Raw genomic sequence first — 19,701 nt, forward strand, 5'->3', positions numbered from 1 at the left:
TTGTTTCATCTGGTAGGCTCGGCAGATTACGCCTTCCCTTCAAAGCACAACAGGTACAGTTGATGACGAACGCCCACCGCGCCGTATTCCTCGATCACCCTTCCCTGGATCTGGGCGACCTTGACCTCGAGCCGTTGCGCGCCTGCTTCAGCGACCTGCAACTGTTCGCCCAGACACTGCCTGCGCAGGTTGCCGAACGCCTGCAAGGCGCGACCGTTGCCATCAGCAACAAGATCCTGATCGATGCCGCAGCCATGGCTGCCAACCCTCAACTGAAACTGATCCTGATCACGGCCACCGGCACCAACAATGTCGATCTGGCCGCCGCCCGCGCCCAGGGAATTACCGTGTGCAACTGCCAGGGTTACGGCACGCCATCGGTGGCGCAACACACGATCATGCTGTTGCTCAACCTCGCCACGCGCCTGGCCGATTATCAAAAAGCCGTCGGTGAAGGACGCTGGCAACAGGCGAAACAGTTCTGCCTGCTGGATTATCCGATCGTCGAACTGGAGGGAAAAACCCTGGGCCTGCTCGGGCATGGCGAACTCGGTGGCGCGGTCGCGCGTCTGGCCGAAGCCTTCGGCATGCGCGTCCTGCTCGGACAGATTCCGGGGCGCCCGGCCCGGCCGGATCGCCTGCCGCTGGAAGAACTGCTGCCACAGATCGACGCCCTCACCCTGCACTGCCCGCTCAATGAACACACCCGGCACTTCATCGGTGCCCGCGAACTGGCGTCCATGAAACCCGGTGCCTTCGTGGTCAACACCGCCCGTGGTGGTCTGATCGACGAACAGGCCCTGGCCGATGCCTTGCGCAACGGTCATCTGGGCGGCGCGGCCACCGATGTGCTGAGCGTCGAGCCACCGACTAATGGCAATCCACTGCTGGCTGCCGACATCCCGCGCCTGATCGTCACCCCGCACAACGCTTGGGGCAGCCGCGAAGCCCGGCAGCGGATCGTGGGTCAATTGGTCGAAAACACCCAGGCGTTCTTCAGCGGTAAGGCGCTGCGGGTCGTCAGTTGATAAACTGCGGCACTTTTTTTCACAGGAGCAGTTATGGATCCGCGCAGTGAAGTACTGCTTCGTCAGGTCGAGTTATTCCAGGGTTCGCTGTTGTTGGCCGGTCTGCCCGCCGACGATCTGCTCGGGCGCCTGCCCAACGCCTTTGGCTGGTGCTGGCATGCCGGCGATCAGGCGACGCTCGATGCGCGCTTTGAAGGCCGCAGCCATTTCGGTGTCAACGTGCCGGAGCGCGAGTTCGACAGCGCGGTGGTGTTCCTGCCCAAGTCCAAGGATTTGACCGATTACATCCTCAATGCCGTGGCTTCACGCCTGGCCGGGCGCGAAGTGTTTCTGGTCGGGGAAAAGCGCAGCGGCATCGAAGGTGCATCCAAGCAGCTCAACCCGTTCGGCAAGCCGCGCAAGCTCGACAGCGCGCGTCATTGCCAGTTGTGGCAAGTGACTGTGGCCAACGCTCCAGAAGCCAAATCCCTGGAAAGCCTGGCGCAGACTTATGAGCTGCCACTGGCCGAGGGCCCGCTGAAAGTCATCAGCCTGCCGGGCGTCTTCAGCCATGGCCGACTGGATCGCGGCAGCGCCCTGCTGCTGGAGCATCTGGACAAACTGCCGAGCGGTCATCTGCTGGACTTCGGTTGCGGTGCCGGTGTGCTTGGCGCGGCGGTCAAACGTCGCTACCCGCACAATCAGGTCACGTTGCTCGACGTCGACGCCTTCGCTGCCGCCAGCAGTCGCCTGACTCTGGCAGCCAACGGTCTGGAAGCCGACGTGTTGACCGGTGACGGAATCGACGCCGCACCGATGGGATTGAACGCAATTCTGAGCAACCCGCCGTTCCATGTCGGCGTACACACCGACTATTTCGCCACAGAGAACTTGCTGCGAAAAGCAGCCAAACATCTGAAAAACGGTGGCGAACTGCGCCTGGTAGCGAACAGCTTCCTGAAGTACCAGCCGCTGATCGAAGAGCATCTGGGCGTGTGTGCGATCAAGGCCGAAGGCAATGGTTTCCGGATTTACCGGGCCAAGCGCGGCTGAAAATTAGCACTTGCCGAATGGATTCTGCCTAGGCAGAATCCGCTCCGTCCTAGGGGAGTAGTCTCCCACGAGCGCCATGCTCGTCCGGCATACGTCAACATACTTGATCCTCAGATCATGGCGTATGCGACCCAAGCGTCCGCAGCAGACGGATCGCAGGGTTTGACAAGACCTATGACACGCACACCTTACCCGGGGCGGGAAGGCTGTACGTGTCATAGCCGTGTCGACCCGCCCCTTAGGAAATCCTGATGCTGGACTCGTTACTCGTTCCCACCGCAATCGTTGCCTTGGCCGAAATCGGCGACAAGACGCAACTGCTCGCGCTGATTCTCGCCGCTCGCTTTCGCAAACCCTGGCCGATCATTGCCGGTATCGTCGCTGCGACCCTGGCCAACCACGCGGCAGCCGGTGCGGTAGGCGCCTGGTTCGGCAGCTTCTTCTCCGATGCGGTCCTGCACTGGATTCTCGCCGCGAGCTTCACCGCCACCGCCCTGTGGACGCTGGTGCCGGACAAGATGGACGACGATGAAGCCAGCACCGCCCGCAAATTCGGGCCGTTCCTGACCACCCTGATCGCATTCTTCCTCGCGGAAATCGGCGACAAGACCCAGATCGCCACCGTGATGCTGGCCGCGCAATACCCGGAACTGTGGCTGGTGATCATCGGCACCACGCTCGGCATGTTGATTGCCAACGTACCGGTGGTTCTGGCGGGTAACTTTGCCGCAGACAAATTGCCATTGACCCTGATCCGTCGCCTCGCGGCTTCGGCGTTCATGATTCTGGCGATTGTCGCGGTGTACAAGGCGATGCAGAGCAGCGGCTGGGTCTGATCTGGCAGATCGCTCCCACACTCAGTGCGGGAGCGATCATTGCTTCAGGATTTTGGCGCTTTTTCGTAAAGCGGCATGACCTTCGGAATGGCCGCCTGCAACGAGGCGATCCGGCTGGAGGATGCCGGGTGAGTGCTCATGAACTCTGGCGGCGCGCCTTCGGACGCCTTGCTCATCTTGTTCCACAAGGTGATCGCGGCGTTCGGATTGTAGCCGGCGCGAGCGGCCAGTTCCAGGCCGATCAGGTCGGCTTCGTTTTCATTGGCACGGCTGTTGGGCAGCGTCATCCCGTAGTTGGCCACGGTGTCGGCCAGCGCCAGGCTGTCCTGCCCCAGACCGAGCAATGCACCGGCGCCCTGCTTGGCCATCTCGATGCCATAGGCCTTGGACATTGCTTCACGACCGTGCTCGCGCAGGGCGTGGGCGATTTCATGGCCCATGACCGCGGCGATTTCATCGTCGGTCAGTTTCAGGCTGTCGATCAGCCCGGTGTAGAAAATGATCTTGCCGCCAGGGCCGCAGTTGGCGTTGAGCTCGTCACTCTTGATCAGGTTCACTTCCCACTGCCACTGCGCGGCATCCGGACGAAAGTTCGGCGCCTGAGCGATCAGACGGTTGGCAATCGCCTGAACCCGTTTGGCTTCGTTGCTGGTCTTGTCCAGCACACCTTTGCTGGACGCTTCGCCAACGGTCTTCTGATAGGACTGGGCATACATCTGGTCGACCTCTTGCGAGGACAGCATGCTGAACATGTACTGCTTGCGCTCCACGCCCACGGCACCGCCGCTGGTGGTGTTGACCGACTGACAACCGGCCAGCAACAGCGCCGCGCTCAGTGCACTTACAACCAAAGTCTTGTTCATTCAAAAGCTCCCTGAAAACATGCCGCGTATCCTAGGCGGGTAATTGTATCGACGCCAGATACAACAGACGTGATGCACCTGTTTTCAGAAGACACTCCTCTGCCCTGTAGGAAAAAATTCACATCCACCGACAAGCCCTCTGCAACTGCGTCGCGCACTGATCCATTTGCGACATCCACCGTCAATTGCGCGCACTTCGCCTCATGGCGCAATAGTGGCTGCCGATACAGCAGCGCAGATGTCCTCTTGCGTGCGGAGCTTCCATGAAATTCAAGTCGATCCAGTTTTCCGTGGCGGCCCTGGCCGGCGCCATCGTTCTCAGCGTGGTGGCTGCGTTGGTGCTGTATGCGCTGTTTTCCGGCGCCCGCACTCAAGATATGGTCCAACAGCGAACCCAGGCCCAGTTCGAACAAGTCATCGAACAACGCCTGACCTCGCTGGCACAGACCCAGGTCAGCCAGATCCAGCGCGAACTGGAAGCGCCGTTGCTGATTGCCGGCGGACTGGTGCGGGTCAACGCCCTGCTCGGCACGCCCGGCGCCGATGGTCAGCCACGACTGACCGTCAGCCGCGAGCAACTGATCAGCCTGATCAAGGAAAACGTCGAGAAAAACCCAAAGATTCTCGGCACCTACATCGGCTGGGAAAAGAACGCACTGGACCACAATGACGCGGCTTACGTCGGCACCAGCGTGGTCGGCATCGACGCCGCAAACGGGCGCTTCTTGCCTTGGTGGTTCCGCAACGAGGACGGCACCCTCGGCCTGGACAAACTGGTGGACGTCGACGACCAGAAAGTCCTGTCCACCGGCGTGCGCGCCAGCGAGTACTACCTGTGCTCGAAAGAAACCAGGAAATCCTGCGTGATCGATCCGGCGCCCTACAAGGTCGGCGACAAGATCGTCATGCTCGCGTCCTTCATTGAACCAATCATGCTCAACGGCGCGTTCCAGGGCATCGTTGGCGCCGACCTGTCGGTGAACTTCATTCAGGAAATGCTCCTGGGCGCGAACCAGAAACTGTACAGCGGCGCCGGGCAAATGGCCCTGATCGGCGGCAACGGCCGGATCGTCGCCTACACCAAGGACCCGAGCAAATTCGGCGAGAAGGTCAGCGACATCCTCGACGCCCAGCAGATTGCCAACATGGCCAATCTCAAGCGCGGCGAAGTGACCTACACCGTCAATAAGGATTCGGGCCGGATCGAGTTGTACCTGCCGTTCGGCATCGGTCAGACCGACGCACGCTGGACGCTGATGCTGCAACTGCCGCTCAACGCAGTGATGGCCGACCTGCAGAAACTCCAGGGTGACCTCGACGCCCAGCGCAAATCCGACACCTTCGGCATGGCCATGGTCGGCCTGATCATCGCCGGCCTCGGCCTGTTGGTGATCTGGCTGGTGGGCCACGGCATCGCTCGGCCACTGAAGCAAATGGTGACCATGCTCGATGACATCGCCCAGGGCGAAGGCGACCTGACCCGTCGTTTGAGCAGTGATCGCAAAGACGAACTTGGCTCAATCGCCAAAGGCTTCAACACCTTCCTCGCCAAGTTGCAGGCGATGATCACGCAGGTGGTGTCGTCGGTGCAGAGTGTCAGCGATTCCTCGGAGCACACGGCGGACATTGCGATCCGCACCAATATCGGCATACAGAAGCAGATGGCCGAGATTGATCAGGTCGCCACCGCCGTGCAGGAAATGACCGCCACCGCCCAGGACGTGGCGCGCAACGCGACCCAGGCCGCGCAAGCCGCCAGCCATGCCGATCAGGCTGCCAGCCAAGGCATGCAGATCGTGCGCGACACGTCGAATTCGATTGGCGTGCTGGCTGTGGAAATCAGCAAGGCGGTGGACGTGGTGCAGACGCTGGCCAAGGACAGCGAAAACATCAACGCGATCCTCATCGCCATTCGCGGGATCGCCGAGCAGACCAACCTGCTGGCCCTCAACGCGGCCATCGAGGCCGCCCGTGCCGGTGAGCAGGGTCGCGGATTTGCCGTGGTGGCCGACGAGGTGCGCAACCTGGCGCAGAAAACCCAGAAGGCTACCGAAGAAATCCAGAGCATGATCCAGCAACTGCAACAAGGCACCCGCGACGTGGTGCGGGTCATGGAAGACAGCCAGAACCGCACCGACGAAAGCGTGCAGCACGCGGCCAAGGCAGCCGAAGCGCTGGAGACCATCACCCAGGCGGTGTCGGTGATCAACGACATGAACACCCAGATCGCCAGCGCCGCCGAGGAACAGAGCGCGGTGGCCGACGACATCAACCGCAACGTGATCAACATCGGTCAGGTGGCGAATGAAGTGGCGGGGGGCGCGGACGAGTCCAGTTCGGCGAGTGCGGACCTGACCAAACTGGCGGAGCAGCAGCGGCGGTTGATCAATCAGTTCAAGGTCTGACCGATCAGGCCGGAGTCAGGCACTCCGGCCCGTTGAGCTTCGGATCATTGACCATGTTCGCCAGCACCCGCTCGCGCAAGGCGGCGGGTTCACTGGCGAGCAGGCCTTGCAGGACATGCAGCGGCGTCTCGGGATCGAGCCATGCCGCCTGCCCCGCCTCATCGAGAATCAACGGCCGGCGCTGACTGGCTGCTGGCTGTGTAATCACCGCCGTACTCAGCCACACCTGTTCCTGCACCGGATACGCCTCCCAGATCGCCGCAAAAAACAACGAAGAACCCTCCCCCGGCGTCAGCCAGTACGGGCGCTTGCGTGTGGTGCCGCGCCATTCGTAGAAACCGTTGGCCGGCAGCAGGCAACGGCGCAGGCGCAGGGCTTCGCGGAACATCGGTTGTTCGGCGACGGTTTCGGCCCGGGCATGGGCCGGCGTACGCGACAGATCGGTCAGCCACGGCGGCGTCAGCCCCCAACGGGCGCGGGCCAGCGTGCGCTGGCCATCGGCTTCGGCGCGCAGCATCAACACCGAATCATTGGGGGAAATGTTCCACTGCGCCAACTGATCGGCGGGAAAACCTGGCAGCGCCGCAAAGTCGCGGTTCCAGCGAAACAGGGCATAACGTCCACACATGGGGCAGCACGACTCAAGAATAAAACGAACGCCAGCCTAACAGACCAGCGTACCGGGGAAGCTCTCCGGTTCATCGCCGGGCAGCGGCAGCGCGGCATTGTACGCGCTGATCAGCTCGCGGGCGTATTCGGCCTGATCGTTCTCGACCGACAGTCCGAGCAAACCGAAGATCGGCAGCTCGCCCGTGCCACCGAGCAAATCGCGACCGACCAGATGCGCCTCGATGCCTTCGCTGGCGAGCATGCCCTTGAGCATCTCGCCTTCCATCAGGTTTTCCGGCTCGTAGATTCGCTGCATGGGCGCACCTCACTCGTTTTCGCTGAAGACTTCCAGAAACCAGTCCTGACCATCGACCTGCAGGACAAAGGTGATCGGCCGGCAACACACCTGACAGTCTTCGATATAGGTCTGATCGCCCCCCGACAGATCCACGGACGTCTCGACCTCTTCACCACAATACGGACATTCATATACTGCGCTTTCCAGCATCGCGGTCTCCCGGGTGACTTGTGCGTATAATCGCCGGTCTATTTGCAGGGCTATTTTTGTCTGGCTACTTTTTCAGACCGTGCCCCGTTGGTTTTCGATCAAAACCTTTACTTACCCTAGCCGTTTCCAACAAGAGAGCATGATGGGCGAATTCGATGCCATCCGACCTTACGACGACAGCGAAGTACCTGCGGTACTGGCAAGACTGCTCGGCGACAAGGCGTTTCTAGATATCCTCACCCACTTCCGCTTCCCGCGTTTCGCCGGTGCCTTCGGCTGGATGCTCAAACCACTTATAGCCCATCGGCTGCGTCGTGAGTTCGCCGACGTGACATCGGTGGCGACTTTGCAGGACAAGGTCGAGTTCTACGTCGACCACACCATCGAGCGCGCCACCGACGGCGTGACCTACACCGGTGTCGAGCAATTCAAGTCCGGCAGCGCTTATCTGTTCATCGCCAACCACCGCGACATCGTGATGGACCCGGCCTTCGTCAACTATGCGGTGTACCACGCCGGCCTGCCGACCCCACGCATCGCGATTGGCGACAACCTGCTGCAAAAGCCGTTCGTCAGCGACCTGATGCGCTTGAACAAGAGCTTCATCGTTCACCGTTCGATCACCGGGCGCCGCGAGAAAATGGCCGCTTATCAACTGCTGTCGGCCTACATCAACCACTCGATCCGCAACGATTGCGCCTCGATCTGGATCGCCCAGGCCGAAGGCCGCGCGAAGGACGGCGACGACCGTACAGAATCGGCGATCCTCAAGATGTTCCACATGAGCCGCAAGGACGAGCCGTTCGGCGAGGTTATCCAGTCGCTGAACCTGACCCCGGTGTCGATCAGCTACGAATACGACCCGTGCGACCAGGCCAAGGCCCGCGAGCTGTACATCCGCGCCACCACCGGCACCTACAGCAAGGCGCCGGGCGAGGATGACGTGAGCATCGCCAAGGGCATCACCGGCTACAAGGGCCGGGTGCACGTGAACTTTGCCGCGCCGATCACCGAGCTGTTCGAAGACACCAAGCAATTGGCAGTCGAGATGGACAAGCAGATTCTCGGCGGCTACCGGTTGTTCCCGGTGCATTACCTGGCGTACGCGCAGTGGGCGGATGCTGATCCGCAACTGAATGTGCCGAAGGCTGCCGAGGTGTTCGGCGCCGAGGAACTGGCCAAGGCCCAGGAAGAATGGCAGAACCGGTTGGACGCCTGCCCTGAGGAGCACCGTCCATATCTGGTGCTGCAATACGCGACGCCGGTGCGCAATCAGTACCGGGTCAAGGCTGGTTTGCCGCTGTAAGCGGTTTCGGCCGGATACAAGAACGGCGCCTTCGGGCGCCGTTTTTCGTTCAGTAGCGGGTACTGATCCAGGACACCAGCAACGCCAGGCCCAGACAGGCAAAGCCGAAGCGGTAAAAGAAGCGATTCATGCGCAGGGTCGCCCAATCCAGCACCGGCTCCTGATCGGGTCGGCTTTGACGCTGGGCCGCGATACTGGCCATCGCTCGTTGTTCACGGCGCCGGGTCGCGTGCAGCAGCCAACTGCCCGGGAAAGCCAACAGCAGGGCCAGCAGGTTGATCAGTTTGGCGGGATGGGCGGTAAACAGCGTCATCAAGTGCAGCGACATCACAGACCTCAATCTAAACCGGAATGGCGAACGCCAGACCGACGACCGCGGCGCGGATTCTACCGAAACCCTCCCCCGCAGCCCTACCCTTTACGACAAATAACGCAGCAATCGACCGATGGCTGTCCTGTGTCACGGCATCGTCATTTGTTTCGGCCACCCTGCGCGCCTCGAAACGTAAACGGAATGCGACATGCTTCACGCGGAAAACCAGGATCGCCTGTACCTCATCTCCCCGTCCGACGAACAACAGACCCTCGTCGGCAGCCTGGCCTTCAATGTTCAGGACCGTCACTGGCTGGTGTATTGCGCCCTCGGCGGGCACCAGCATGCGGACTTGCCCGAGACCGACCTGCTGACCGGCGTCAGCGTTCTCGACTTCTATTCGCAAGCCGCCTGAACGAAAAAAGCCCGGGGCCATCAATGGCCCCGGGCTTTTTCACATCAACCGAAAACTTATTCGGCTAGGATCTGACCCACGGTCGGATCCTTGAACAGACGGGTCAGCGCATCGCTCAGCACATCGCTGACCAGTTTGGTGTTGGTTTCCTGATTCGGCGCCATGCCGAAACGCTGGTCCAGCGACGCGCCGTAACGGCCGCTGTAGCGACGGTTGCCGCTCTGCACGTCGGAACGGAAGGTCGCACCGATGGTGGCCTCGGTCACGTACATGCCTTCTTTCGGCGACTGGTATTTCAGTTCAGTCAGGGTCACGGTCAGTTGTGGAGCATTCATCGCACCGTTGGACGGGGTGAAGCCCAGCAGACGCACGGCCGCTTCGGCCTGAGCCTGCAACTTCGGCAGGATCTGCTCGCGCTGTACGGTGATGGCGCTGGTTTCCGGGTACAGGCCACCGCGGGTGCCCAGGGTTGGCGACGGACGACCGTCGACCACGCGGACCACGACAGGCTGGCCGTGGCCGACCGGTGCCAGCTGAGTGGTCAGCTTCGGTTCCGGGCTCAGTTGTTGCGGGCTGTGGGCGCAGCCAACCAGGGTCAAACTGGTCACAGTGATCAAACCGAACAACAGGCGTTGCAACATGCTCTTCTCTCCAGAATCAGGCACAGACAGGCCCGCAGTATAGCGGTGGGCCACGGCGGGTCACCAGCACTGAAATCTCTGACAAACCCCGGTGCACGCGGTTCCTGTCACAGATTGTTCACCGCCCTTACATGTTCGCTTCACGGTCTTTTGACAATCTTCGTCACAGATCTCCAGAAGGAACACACACCATGCGCTATCTGATCTCGTTGTTCGCTCCACGTCCGCTGCACCGCAGCTTCGCCCTGCTCGACCACAACGGCCATTGCCAGGCTTTCAAACAGTGCAGCCTGCAGCCAATGGGTGACGGTTGGGTCGAAATCGAGGAAATCCGCCTCAACTGGTTGCACCAGCCTCTGCCTGCCAGCGCCCGGGTCGAACAGCACCGCCCTCGCGCACGCGCCCAGGCGATGTTGAGCATCTGACCGGATGCCTAATAAAAGTCATTAAACTCGACCAACTCCCCGCATTTCTTCGATACAATCTCCCCCCGATTATAAGGACGTCTCCTGATCGGGCCCCGCAACAGCGTCAATGCGCGTGCATTGGCATCAAAATCGCCCACAGAGAGCCGCCCACACAGATCGAGTGAAGCTGGCGTGCTTGCTGTTTCCCTGGCAAATCCCCGCTTTTCGCGAATCTGCAGAGCTGTCATGACGCTCGGTCACTGAGTTGTTTGCCCGTTTTGCCTGCCCATGTATCGCGTGGCGGCAATCCTTCCGGGCACGGTGCCAGGCCCGGACAGCCCTTTTTTGAGGTTCACGTCTTCAAAAGAGCGTGAAAAAAACGGGTTTTCACAACTTCACAAGAGTGTGGCGAGCAAATGAATAGTTTTGCGTCTGAACATGCACCATTAGCGTCTGAAACAGCCCAACGACACAGGAACGGGTACGCCTCGAATACCGGAGCCTGAAGCCTGTCCGCTACGGATTTGGTTGCACAAACGGATGTCTCGACCATAAGTCGAATTGCCAGCCCCGTGCTGAAATGAGTTCATGTGACTCTTGAAGCCAGGCCGCACGCATCCGTCGAAGTTGCGAAAAATTGCGAAGATTCGGACATGGCAAACCTGGCCATGGGTTCCTGGGGCGCAACTGACCTGCCCCGGATACCTGGCAGCCATGCCGACAATTTGGTGCTGCAGATTTTGGAGACGCGTTAAATGGCGCATAACGAAGCAGTCGACGTAGTTCTGGTTGGGGCCGGCATCATGAGTGCCACCCTTGCAGTCCTGCTCAAAGAGCTCGACCCGGCGATCAAGCTGGAAGTCGTCGAGCTGATGGATTCCGGTGCCGCGGAAAGTTCCAACCCGTGGAACAACGCCGGTACCGGCCACGCCGGCCTGTGCGAGCTGAACTACACGCCGCAGGCTGCCGACGGCACCGTCGACATCAAGAAAGCCGTGCACATCAACACCCAGTTCGAGGTGTCGAAGCAGTTCTGGTCGTACCTGACCAGGAAAGGCACGTTCGGCTCGTGCAAATCCTTCATCAGCCCGGTGCCGCACCTGAGCTACGTCGAAGGCGAAAAAGGCGTTTCATTCCTCAAGGAACGCTTCAACGTACTGCACAAGCACCACGCCTTCGCCGACATGGAATACACCGAAGACAAGGCGAAGATGGCCGAATGGATGCCATTGATGATGCCGGGGCGTCCGCAAGACCAGGTGCTCGCCGCCACCCGCGTGATCAACGGCACCGACGTCAACTTCGGCGCGCTGACCAATCAGTTGCTCAAGCACCTGACCAGCGCTCCGGATGCCCAGGTCAAATACTGCAAACGCGTGACCGGTCTGAAGCGTAACGCCAATGGCTGGACCGTCAGCATCAAGGACGTCAACAGCGGCAGCAGCCGCGAAGTCGACGCCAAATTCGTGTTCCTTGGCGCCGGTGGCGCGGCCCTGCCGCTGCTGCAAGCCTCGGGCATCGAAGAAAGCAAAGGCTTCGGCGGCTTCCCGATCAGCGGCCAGTGGCTGCGTTGCGACAACCCGGAAGTGGTCAAGCATCACCAGGCCAAGGTCTACAGCCAGGCTGCGGTAGGTTCGCCTCCGATGTCGGTGCCGCACCTGGACACCCGCGTGGTCGATGGCAAGAAGTCTCTGCTGTTCGGGCCATACGCCGGTTTCACCACCAAGTTCCTCAAGCACGGCTCCTTCATGGACCTGCCGCTGTCGGTTCGCGCCGGCAACATCGGCCCGATGCTGGCCGTGGCCAAGAACAACATGGACCTGACCAAGTACCTGGTCAGCGAAGTGATGCAGTCGATGGAACAGCGTCTGGAATCCCTGCGTCGTTTCTACCCCGAGGCGAAAGCCGAAGACTGGCGCCTGGAAGTGGCCGGCCAACGGGTGCAGATCATCAAGAAAGACCCGAAAAAAGGCGGCATCCTGCAGTTCGGTACCGAACTGGTGGCCGCGAAGGACGGCTCCCTCGCCGCCCTGCTCGGCGCTTCGCCAGGTGCTTCGGTGACCGTTTCGATCATGCTGGAACTGATCGAGAAGTGCTTCCCGGCCAAGGCCAAGGGTGAGTGGGCTGCCAAACTGGCGGAAATCTTCCCGGCCCGTGAAAAGGTCCTGGAAACCGACGCTGCGCTGTATCGCAAGATCAACGCGCACAACAACGTCGCGCTGGAACTGGTTGCAGCCAGTAACGAGACCGAAAGCTACGCCTGATTCGGCTCCATGAAAAACGCCCCGCACTCAGTGAGTGCGGGGCGTTTTTTTATGCCTCGGGAAAACCGCGGGCAATCAGCCGCGTGCCTTCTCGATCAGCTCGATGTATTCCGGTGCGTTGCGTTGATCGCGGATCTGGTCGACGAAGGTCTTGCCGTGCTCGTCTTTACCGTCCACGTCATAACCGGCCGCAACGAAGAAGGTCAGGAAGCGCTCGAAATCGTCGATGCGCAGGCCACGGTAGGCCTTGACCAGTTTGTGCAGCGACGGCGAGGTGGCGTCGACCGGCTCAAAATCGAGGAACAGCTTGATCTGCTCATCGCCGATCTCGTCACCAATCACTTGCTTCTTATCTTTACGCATTGCCGACTCCAGCTCGCAGACATTTCACGGGGCGGGCAGTTTACCCCCGCCCGGGCACAGGGCTCAACGCGCACGCGTGCTGCCGGTGTGCAGATCGGCCCAGATGTGGCCGTTGGCGTAGGTCAGGAACTGGCAGTACACCGTTTCGTTGCGCAACAGATCGATCACCACCCGGTACTGAGCCAACGGATAGAAGAGCGTCAGGGTCTTGCTCTTGTCGTCATACACCGGTTTTTTCAGGCTTTTGCTTTCGCCGTCAAAACTGACCAGTACCTGGTTGATCGTCGCGCCCTTGTTCAGCGACTTGCCCTTGAGGCGAATCATCAACGGCGATGTGACCGGAATCGGCTGCTGGTTGGACTGGCGCTGGGCGCCGACCACCACGGAATAGTCGGTGACCTGCAACAGTTGCTGCTGCTCGGGTTCGGCATCGCGCAGGGTCAGGTCGTCGGGCGGCAGGAATTGGCTGTGCATCGGGGCGGCGGCCAGGGGCAGGCTGAGGGTCAGCAACAGGGCGGCGCAGCTGCGGATCAAGAGGCTCATGACAGGCTCCGGAGGGCGGGGCCGAGCACTTTAGCAGTCTTTAAAAGCAAAAGATCGCAGCCAGGGGCTGCGATCTTTCAGGGGACTCTTACATGCCTTTGACGGCGAAGATCCCGTTGGCGTTGCGCCAGTAGCCTTTGTAGTCCATGCCGTAACCGAAGATGTAACGGTCGACGCACGGCAGGCCGACGAAATCGGCTTTCAGGTCAGGACGGGCCTTGCGGTCGTGGTCCTTGTCGATCAGCACGGCGGTGTGCACTTTGCGCGCGCCAGCGTGTTTGCAGAAGTCGATGATCGCGCCCAGGGTGTGACCTTCGTCGAGGATGTCGTCGATGATCAGCACGTCGCGGTCGATGAACGAGACTTCCGGCTTGGCTTTCCAGAACAGGTCGCCGCCGCTGGTTTCGTTGCGATAGCGGGTGGCGTGCAGGTAGGACGCTTCCAGCGGGAACTGCAGATGGGTCAGCAGCTTGCCGGAGAAAATCAGCCCGCCGTTCATCACACAGAACACCACCGGGTTGCTCTCGGCCAGTTGTTCGTTGATTTGTGCACCGACGCGGGCAATGGCAGCCTCGACTTCAGCTTCGGTGTACAGGCAGTCAGCCTCTCGCATGATTTGACGGATATGCTCGAGATCAGCGGACATGGCGCTCTCCAAGGGGGGTCTGTTTCGGAAAAGCGGGCAAAGGTACGCATCCCGCACGGCCGAATCAAGCATTTGTGGACTAACGTACTGTATGTCCTATAGGACATCACCCTCGGATAGATTAATCTAGGCCGGTTTTTTTGCCCGCCGCCGGAGCCTTTCCCCATGTCCATCCAAGAGATCCGCCATCCGCTGATCCGTCACAAACTTGGCCTTATGCGCCGTGCAGACATCAGCACCAAGAATTTCCGCGAGCTCGCTCAGGAAGTCGGTGCCCTGTTGACCTATGAAGCTACCAAAGACCTGCCGCTGGAAACCTACGATATCGAAGGTTGGTGCGGCACTGTGTCGGTCGAGAAAATCGCCGGCAAGAAGATTACCGTCGTGCCGATCCTGCGTGCCGGCATCGGCATGCTCGAAGGCGTGCTGAGCCTGATCCCGGGCGCCAAGGTCAGCGCCGTCGGCGTTGCCCGTAACGAAGAAACCCTGCAGGCCCACACTTATCTGGAAAAACTGGTTCCGGAAATCGACGAACGCCTGGCCATGATCATCGACCCGATGCTCGCCACCGGCAGCTCCATGGTTGCGACCATCGACCTGCTGAAAAAGGCCGGTTGCAAGGACATCCGCGCGATGGTGCTGGTTGCCGCGCCGGAAGGCATTGCCGCTGTCGAGAAAGCTCACCCGGACGTGATCATCTACACCGCGTCCATCGATCAGAAACTCAACGAGCACGGTTACATCATTCCTGGGCTTGGCGATGCCGGTGACAAGATCTTCGGCACCAAGCAGAAGGACGCGTAACCATGCAGCAAGAGTTCAACGATCCGCTCTGGCGCACGGTGCTGTCCGGCGCACAGATGCTGTTCGTGGCTTTCGGCGCCCTGGTGCTGATGCCGCTGATCACGGGTCTTGACCCGAACGTGGCACTGTTTACCGCAGGTCTTGGGACGATTCTGTTCCAGATCGTCACCGGGCGTCAGGTGCCGGTGTTCCTGGCGTCGAGCTTTGCCTTCATCACCCCGATCATTCTCGCCAAGGGCCAGTTCGGCCTCGCCGCGACCATGGGCGGCGTGATGGCGGCCGGTTTCGTCTACACCTTCCTTGGCCTGGCCGTGAAGATCAAAGGCACCGGGTTCATCGACCGTCTGCTGCCGCCGGTGGTGATCGGTCCGGTGATCATTTCCATTGGCCTGGCCATGGCGCCGATTGCCGCGAACATGGCGATGGGCAAGGCCGGTGACGGTTCGGAGCTGATCCATTACCAGACCGCGATGATGATCTCGATGCCGGCATTGCTGACCACGTTGATCGTGGCGGTGTTCGGCAAAGGCATTTTCCGCCTGGTACCGATCATTTCCGGCGTGCTGGTGGGTTTCGCCATGTCCTTCTATTTCGGTGTCGTCGACACCGCGAAGATTGCGGCAGCCCCGTGGTTTGCGATCCCTCACTTCACTGCGCCCGAGTTCAACTGGCAGGCGATCCTGTTCATCGTCCCGGTGGCGCTGGCCCCGGCCATCGAGCACATCGGCGGCGTGATTGCCGTCGGCAGCGTGACCGGTCGCGACTACCTGAAGAAACCGGGCCTGCATCGCACCCTGCTGGGTGACGGTATCGCCACCACGGCCGCCGGCCTGTTCGGCGGTCCGCCCAACACCACCTACGCCGAAGTGACTGGCGCGGTGATGCTGACCAAGAACTACAACCCGAAAATCATGACCTGGGCGGCGATCTTCGCCATCAGCCTGGCGTTCATCGGCAAGTTCGGTGCCCTGCTGCAAAGCATTCCGGTGCCGGTGATGGGCGGGATTCTGTGCCTGTTGTTCGGTTCGATCGCGGCGGTGGGGATGAACACCCTGATCCGTCACAAGATCGATCTGGGCGAGGCGCGCAATCTGGTGATCGTTTCCGTCACGCTGGTGTTCGGGATTGGCGGTGTGCTGGTCGGCACCGGCACCGGTCCGGATGACTTCGGCCTCAAAGGCATCGCGCTGTGCGCGGTGGTGGCGATTGCGCTGAACCTGATCCTGCCGGGCAACGACAGCTGGAAACACAAGAAGGCAGATGAGCCGCTGCTCTAAGCCTTGAGCGTTGGTCGTTCCCACGTTGCGTGGGAACGACCATGTTTTCAGAGAGCCAGTGGCGCCCGCTCACAAAGCGTCGCCAATGCCTTTGCCCATTGCGGGTCATCGTTCAGGCACGGCACCAGCACCAACTCCTCCCCTCCCGCCTCGCGGAACTGTTCCTTGCCGCGATCGCCGATCTCTTCCAGGGTTTCGATGCAATCGGCAACAAACGCCGGGCACATCACCAGAATCTTCTTCACGCCGCTCTTGGCCAACTCATCCAGCCGCGCTTCGGTGTAGGGTTCGATCCATTTCGCCCGGCCCAGCCGCGACTGAAACGACACCGACCATTTACCGTCCGGGATGCCCATGCGTTTGGCAAACTCGGCCGCCGTGCGCAGGCACTGACCGCGATAACAGGTCGCAACCACCTCCGGCGGTGCACCGGCGCAGCAATCGCCGCCGCCCTCGAAACTGTGCCCCGGATTGAGCTTTTTCAGGTGCCGCTCCGGCAAACCATGGAAGCTCAGCAGCAGGTGATCATAATCCTGCCGCAAGTGCGGTCGGGCACTCTCCACCAGCGCATCAAGGTATTCCGGCTGATCGTAGAACGGCTGCAATACCGACAGTTGCACATCGAGTTTCTTCTCGCACACAACTCGCTTGGCTTCTTCGATCACGGTGGTCGTGGTGCTGTCGGCGAACTGTGGATAAAGCGGCGCGAGAGTAATGCGCTTGTGCCCCGCCGCGACCAGCCTCAGCAGGCTTGTCTCAATCGATGGCTCGCCGTAACGCATGGCCAGTTCCACCGGGCCGTGGGTCCACTGCGCCTTCATCTGCTGTTGCAGGCGACGGCTGAGCACCACCAGCGGCGAGCCTTCATCCCACCAGATCGAGGCGTAGGCATGGGCCGACTGCTCGGGGCGCTTGATCAGGATCAGCGACACCAACAGACGCCGCACCGGCCACGGCAGGTCGATCACGTACGGGTCCATCAGAAATTGATTGAGGTAGCTGCGCACGTCGGCCACCGAAGTGGAGGCCGGCGAACCCAGGTTGACCAGAAGCAAGGCGTGATCGGTCATGCAACGTCCTATTTCAGAGGCGGCTGGAGAGATCGTCCAGGGCCGCGCGTAAATCCGTGAAGCGGAAACTGAATCCGGCTTCCAGCAAGCGTGCCGGCGTGGCCCGTTGGCCACCCAGCAACAGCAATGACATCTCGCCGAGCCCGACCTTCAAGGCGAGGGCCGGCATCGGCATGAACGCCGGGCGATGCAGCACGCTGCCCAGCGTCTTGGCGAATTCGCGATTGCGCACAGGTTTCGGTGCGCACGCATTATAAGGACCGCTGGCCTGATTGCGGTGCAGAAGAAAATCAATCAGGGCGATTTGATCGTCGATATGAATCCACGACATCCACTGCCGACCATTACCCAAAGGCCCGCCCAGTCCGAGTTTGAACGGCAGCAACAGGCGCGACAAAAAACCGCCCTCGGCCGACAGCACCAGCCCGGTTCGCACCAGCACCACGCGAATGTCCATCGCTTCGGCGCGTTGCGCGGTTTCCTCCCAGGCAATGCACAACTGACTGGCGAAATCGTCGATCACCGGTGGCGAGTCTTCGGTCAACTCGCGTTCGCCGCCGTCACCGTACCAACCCACCGCCGAGCCCGAGATCAGCAGTGACGGTTTCTGCCCGCGATTTTCCAGCCACGTCAGCAACGTTTCGGTGAGCGTGATGCGACTGCTCCACAACACGGCTTTACGCCGATGGGTCCACGGCCGGTCGGCAATCGGCGCGCCGGCGAGGTTGACGATCACGTCGACCGGCTCGTCGCCAAAGTCCTCCAGACGCGCAATGCCACGCACTGGCGCTCCACAGATTTTCGCGACTTTTTCCGCGCGACGACTCAGCACGGTCAAGCGATGTCCCTGCCCCAACCAGTGCCGGCAGAGCTGACGTCCGATCAATCCAGTACCGCCGGTCAGCAATATGTGCATGACATCTTCCTCGCGTGGCGTTTTACCCCGATCCCTAGTCTATTTTTATAAGCAGGGATCTTTTCTATCGGGCAGGCTCTATTGTTTAACAATAGGCCAAGCTGTCAGAACGAAAACGCTGGAAGTTATACCAAAAAACAAAATTGTACAGGTTTCATCCACGGCGTAGTCTGTACAGAAAGGTAAACGAGGCCCCTATGACTGTACCTATCGCAATCATTGGCACCGGCATCGCCGGACTCTCCGCCGCCCAGGCCCTGACAGAGGCCGGGCACAGCGTTCAGTTGTTCGATAAAAGCCGTGGCAGCGGCGGGCGCATGTCGAGCAAGCGCAGTGACGCCGGCTCGCTGGACATGGGCGCGCAGTATTTCACCGCCCGAGATCGACGCTTCGTCACCGAAGTCCAGCGCTGGCAAAGCCAGGGCTGGGTCGCCGAGTGGACGCCGCAGCTCTACACCTATCATGGCGGGCAACTGAACCTGTCGCCGGACGAGCAGACCCGCTGGGTCGGCACACCGCGCATGAGCGCCATCACCCGTGGCTTGCTCGACGGCCTGGAAGTGCACTTCGCCTGCCGGATCACCGAGGTCTATCGCGGCGAAGAACACTGGCACCTGCAAGATGCCGAAGGCTTCACCCACGGGCCGTTCAGCCATGTGGTGATCGCCACCCCGGCCCCACAGGCCACCGCGTTGCTGGCCGCTGCACCGAAACTCGCCGGGGCCGCTGCAGGCGTGAAGATGGACCCGACCTGGGCCGTCGCCCTCGCCTTCGACACGCCGCTGGATACGCCCATCGAAGGCTGCTTCGTGCAAGACAGCCCCCTCGACTGGCTGGCCCGCAACCGCAGCAAACCGGGGCGCGACAACACGCTCGACACTTGGGTCCTGCACGCCACCAGTGCCTGGAGCCGGCAGCATATCGATCTGCCCAAGGAGGCCGTGATCGAGCAATTGCACGGTGCCTTCGCCGAGTTGCTGCACAGCGCCATGCCCGCGCCCACCTTCAGTCTCGCCCACCGCTGGCTCTACGCCCGCCCATCCACCAGCCATGAATGGGGCACGCTGGCGGATGCCGATCTGGGGCTTTATGCATGCGGCGACTGGTGCCTGTCAGGCCGGGTCGAGGGCGCGTGGCTCAGCGGTCAGGAAGCTGCACGTCGTCTGCACGAACACCTGCAGTGAACCGCTTCAATCCGCGCAAACTGCTGCTGTCGAAATGGACAGCAGCCCTCCCGCAAAACCGTGAAAAGCATTTTCTGATAACCAGACTATTCTGCGACGAGGATGGCACGGTGCTAGAGATTGAATTACAGGCTGTGTTGACCCGACACAGCACGCAGTTGGACTGGCACGCATTGCAGGACGATGCGCACTGGAAAATGGGCTGGCTCTAGTTCTCGCCAAAATCCTGTACAAATAAATTGACTTGTACACCCTTGAATCTATGCTGAAG

General features: G+C 60.8%; 23 protein-coding genes, 1 pseudogene and 1 riboswitch. Of the genes and pseudogenes, 13 read left to right on the top strand and 11 right to left on the bottom strand.

The window, feature by feature from the left end:
- Positions 1–62: 62 nt before the first annotated feature.
- The 3 genes from IF199_RS25080 (at position 63) to IF199_RS25090 (ending at position 2,896) form a co-directional block, all read left to right on the top strand.
- Positions 63–1,028: a 2-hydroxyacid dehydrogenase gene (locus IF199_RS25080; RefSeq protein ID WP_096822783.1), complete on the top strand. Its 966-nt coding sequence runs from the start codon at positions 63–65 to the stop codon at positions 1,026–1,028.
- Positions 1,029–1,061: 33 nt separating this feature from the next.
- Positions 1,062–2,060: a class I SAM-dependent methyltransferase gene (locus tag IF199_RS25085; protein WP_192558966.1), complete on the top strand. Its 999-nt coding sequence runs from the start codon at positions 1,062–1,064 to the stop codon at positions 2,058–2,060.
- 39 nt (positions 2,061–2,099) lie between these two features.
- Positions 2,100–2,224, top strand: a riboswitch (yybP-ykoY riboswitch).
- An 87-nt stretch (positions 2,225–2,311) separates the two neighbouring features.
- A complete protein-coding gene (locus tag IF199_RS25090; protein WP_096822781.1) occupies positions 2,312–2,896 on the top strand; it encodes a TMEM165/GDT1 family protein in 585 nt (194 codons plus the stop codon).
- A gap of 44 nt (positions 2,897–2,940) precedes the next feature.
- Here the strand turns inward: IF199_RS25090 and IF199_RS25095 are convergent, their stop codons facing one another.
- Positions 2,941–3,759 (bottom strand): M48 family metallopeptidase, encoded by an 819-nt coding sequence (locus IF199_RS25095; protein ID WP_096822780.1) that lies wholly within the window; start codon positions 3,757–3,759, stop codon positions 2,941–2,943.
- Between the two features lie 1,352 nt (positions 3,760–5,111).
- Here IF199_RS25095 and IF199_RS30695 point away from each other — a divergent pair.
- Together IF199_RS30695 and IF199_RS30700 are read left to right on the top strand one after the other, a co-directional pair.
- Positions 5,112–5,309: pseudogene (locus IF199_RS30695) on the top strand (HAMP domain-containing protein); the annotation flags it as partial.
- 111 nt (positions 5,310–5,420) lie between these two features.
- A complete protein-coding gene (locus IF199_RS30700; RefSeq protein ID WP_371858593.1) occupies positions 5,421–6,164 on the top strand; it encodes a methyl-accepting chemotaxis protein in 744 nt (247 codons plus the stop codon).
- Between the two features lie 4 nt (positions 6,165–6,168).
- On the opposite strand, the gene IF199_RS25105 is transcribed toward IF199_RS30700, so the two are convergent.
- Genes IF199_RS25105 through IF199_RS25115 form a run of 3 tightly spaced genes read right to left on the bottom strand, consistent with a single transcriptional unit; the run spans position 6,169 to position 7,281 of the window.
- Entirely contained in the window at positions 6,169–6,792 is a 624-nt protein-coding gene (locus IF199_RS25105; protein ID WP_096822778.1) for an SOS response-associated peptidase, read from the bottom strand.
- 36 nt (positions 6,793–6,828) lie between these two features.
- Positions 6,829–7,089, bottom strand: coding sequence for a putative signal transducing protein (locus IF199_RS25110; protein ID WP_085709319.1), 261 nt, complete (start codon positions 7,087–7,089; stop codon positions 6,829–6,831).
- Between the two features lie 9 nt (positions 7,090–7,098).
- Complete coding sequence (locus IF199_RS25115; protein ID WP_096822777.1) at positions 7,099–7,281, bottom strand: CPXCG motif-containing cysteine-rich protein; 183 nt, start codon at positions 7,279–7,281, stop codon at positions 7,099–7,101.
- 142 nt (positions 7,282–7,423) lie between these two features.
- Here IF199_RS25115 and IF199_RS25120 point away from each other — a divergent pair, with 142 nt between their 5' ends.
- Entirely contained in the window at positions 7,424–8,587 is a 1,164-nt protein-coding gene (locus IF199_RS25120; protein WP_170929378.1) for a 1-acyl-sn-glycerol-3-phosphate acyltransferase, read from the top strand.
- A 49-nt stretch (positions 8,588–8,636) separates the two neighbouring features.
- Here IF199_RS25120 and IF199_RS25125 read toward each other — a convergent pair whose 3' ends face one another.
- Positions 8,637–8,915, bottom strand: a complete 279-nt coding sequence (locus IF199_RS25125; RefSeq protein WP_096822775.1) for a hypothetical protein — start codon at positions 8,913–8,915, stop codon at positions 8,637–8,639.
- Positions 8,916–9,108: 193 nt separating this feature from the next.
- Here IF199_RS25125 and IF199_RS25130 point away from each other — a divergent pair, with 193 nt between their 5' ends.
- Entirely contained in the window at positions 9,109–9,315 is a 207-nt protein-coding gene (locus IF199_RS25130) for a hypothetical protein (RefSeq protein ID WP_039766399.1), read from the top strand.
- A 56-nt stretch (positions 9,316–9,371) separates the two neighbouring features.
- Here the strand turns inward: IF199_RS25130 and IF199_RS25135 are convergent, their stop codons facing one another.
- On the bottom strand, positions 9,372–9,956 hold the full coding sequence (locus IF199_RS25135; protein ID WP_096822774.1) for a YajG family lipoprotein: 585 nt from the start codon (positions 9,954–9,956) through the stop codon (positions 9,372–9,374).
- Between the two features lie 191 nt (positions 9,957–10,147).
- Here IF199_RS25135 and IF199_RS25140 point away from each other — a divergent pair, with 191 nt between their 5' ends.
- Together IF199_RS25140 and mqo are read left to right on the top strand one after the other, a co-directional pair.
- Positions 10,148–10,381, top strand: a complete 234-nt coding sequence (locus tag IF199_RS25140) for a hypothetical protein (RefSeq protein ID WP_085733640.1) — start codon at positions 10,148–10,150, stop codon at positions 10,379–10,381.
- Positions 10,382–11,118: 737 nt separating this feature from the next.
- Complete coding sequence (mqo, locus tag IF199_RS25145; RefSeq protein WP_192558968.1) at positions 11,119–12,627, top strand: malate dehydrogenase (quinone); 1,509 nt, start codon at positions 11,119–11,121, stop codon at positions 12,625–12,627.
- Between the two features lie 75 nt (positions 12,628–12,702).
- Here mqo and IF199_RS25150 read toward each other — a convergent pair whose 3' ends face one another.
- The 3 genes from IF199_RS25150 to IF199_RS25160 form a co-directional block, all read right to left on the bottom strand.
- Positions 12,703–12,990 (bottom strand): PA4642 family protein, encoded by a 288-nt coding sequence (locus tag IF199_RS25150; protein WP_007951679.1) that lies wholly within the window; start codon positions 12,988–12,990, stop codon positions 12,703–12,705.
- Positions 12,991–13,053: 63 nt separating this feature from the next.
- Positions 13,054–13,533, bottom strand: a complete 480-nt coding sequence (locus tag IF199_RS25155) for a hypothetical protein (protein WP_102621231.1) — start codon at positions 13,531–13,533, stop codon at positions 13,054–13,056.
- Positions 13,534–13,621: 88 nt separating this feature from the next.
- Entirely contained in the window at positions 13,622–14,179 is a 558-nt protein-coding gene (locus IF199_RS25160) for a hypoxanthine-guanine phosphoribosyltransferase (protein ID WP_096822770.1), read from the bottom strand.
- A 165-nt stretch (positions 14,180–14,344) separates the two neighbouring features.
- On the opposite strand from IF199_RS25160, the gene upp reads away from it, so the two are divergent.
- A complete protein-coding gene (upp, locus tag IF199_RS25165; protein ID WP_007951682.1) occupies positions 14,345–14,983 on the top strand; it encodes a uracil phosphoribosyltransferase in 639 nt (212 codons plus the stop codon).
- Positions 14,984–14,985: 2 nt separating this feature from the next.
- Complete coding sequence (locus tag IF199_RS25170) at positions 14,986–16,260, top strand: uracil-xanthine permease family protein (RefSeq protein ID WP_096822768.1); 1,275 nt, start codon at positions 14,986–14,988, stop codon at positions 16,258–16,260.
- Between the two features lie 47 nt (positions 16,261–16,307).
- Here the strand turns inward: IF199_RS25170 and hemH are convergent, their stop codons facing one another.
- Positions 16,308–17,330, bottom strand: a complete 1,023-nt coding sequence (gene hemH / locus IF199_RS25175) for a ferrochelatase (protein ID WP_192558969.1) — start codon at positions 17,328–17,330, stop codon at positions 16,308–16,310.
- Between the two features lie 13 nt (positions 17,331–17,343).
- The gene (locus tag IF199_RS25180) at positions 17,344–18,246 is read right to left on the bottom strand and encodes a TIGR01777 family oxidoreductase (protein WP_096822765.1); all 903 of its coding nucleotides are present in this window, start codon (positions 18,244–18,246) and stop codon (positions 17,344–17,346) included.
- A 197-nt stretch (positions 18,247–18,443) separates the two neighbouring features.
- On the opposite strand from IF199_RS25180, the gene IF199_RS25185 reads away from it, so the two are divergent.
- Positions 18,444–19,430 carry an NAD(P)/FAD-dependent oxidoreductase gene (locus IF199_RS25185; protein ID WP_192558970.1) on the top strand — a complete coding sequence of 329 codons (987 nt, stop codon included), beginning with the start codon at positions 18,444–18,446 and terminating at the stop codon, positions 19,428–19,430.
- Positions 19,427–19,642 (top strand): TIGR02450 family Trp-rich protein, encoded by a 216-nt coding sequence (locus tag IF199_RS25190; protein ID WP_192558971.1) that lies wholly within the window; start codon positions 19,427–19,429, stop codon positions 19,640–19,642. Before IF199_RS25185 ends, IF199_RS25190 begins: the two co-directional genes overlap by 4 nt.
- Positions 19,643–19,701 lie beyond the last annotated feature (59 nt).

The sequence above is a fragment of the Pseudomonas allokribbensis genome, assembly GCF_014863605.1.
GTDB lineage: Bacteria > Pseudomonadota > Gammaproteobacteria > Pseudomonadales > Pseudomonadaceae > Aquipseudomonas > Aquipseudomonas allokribbensis.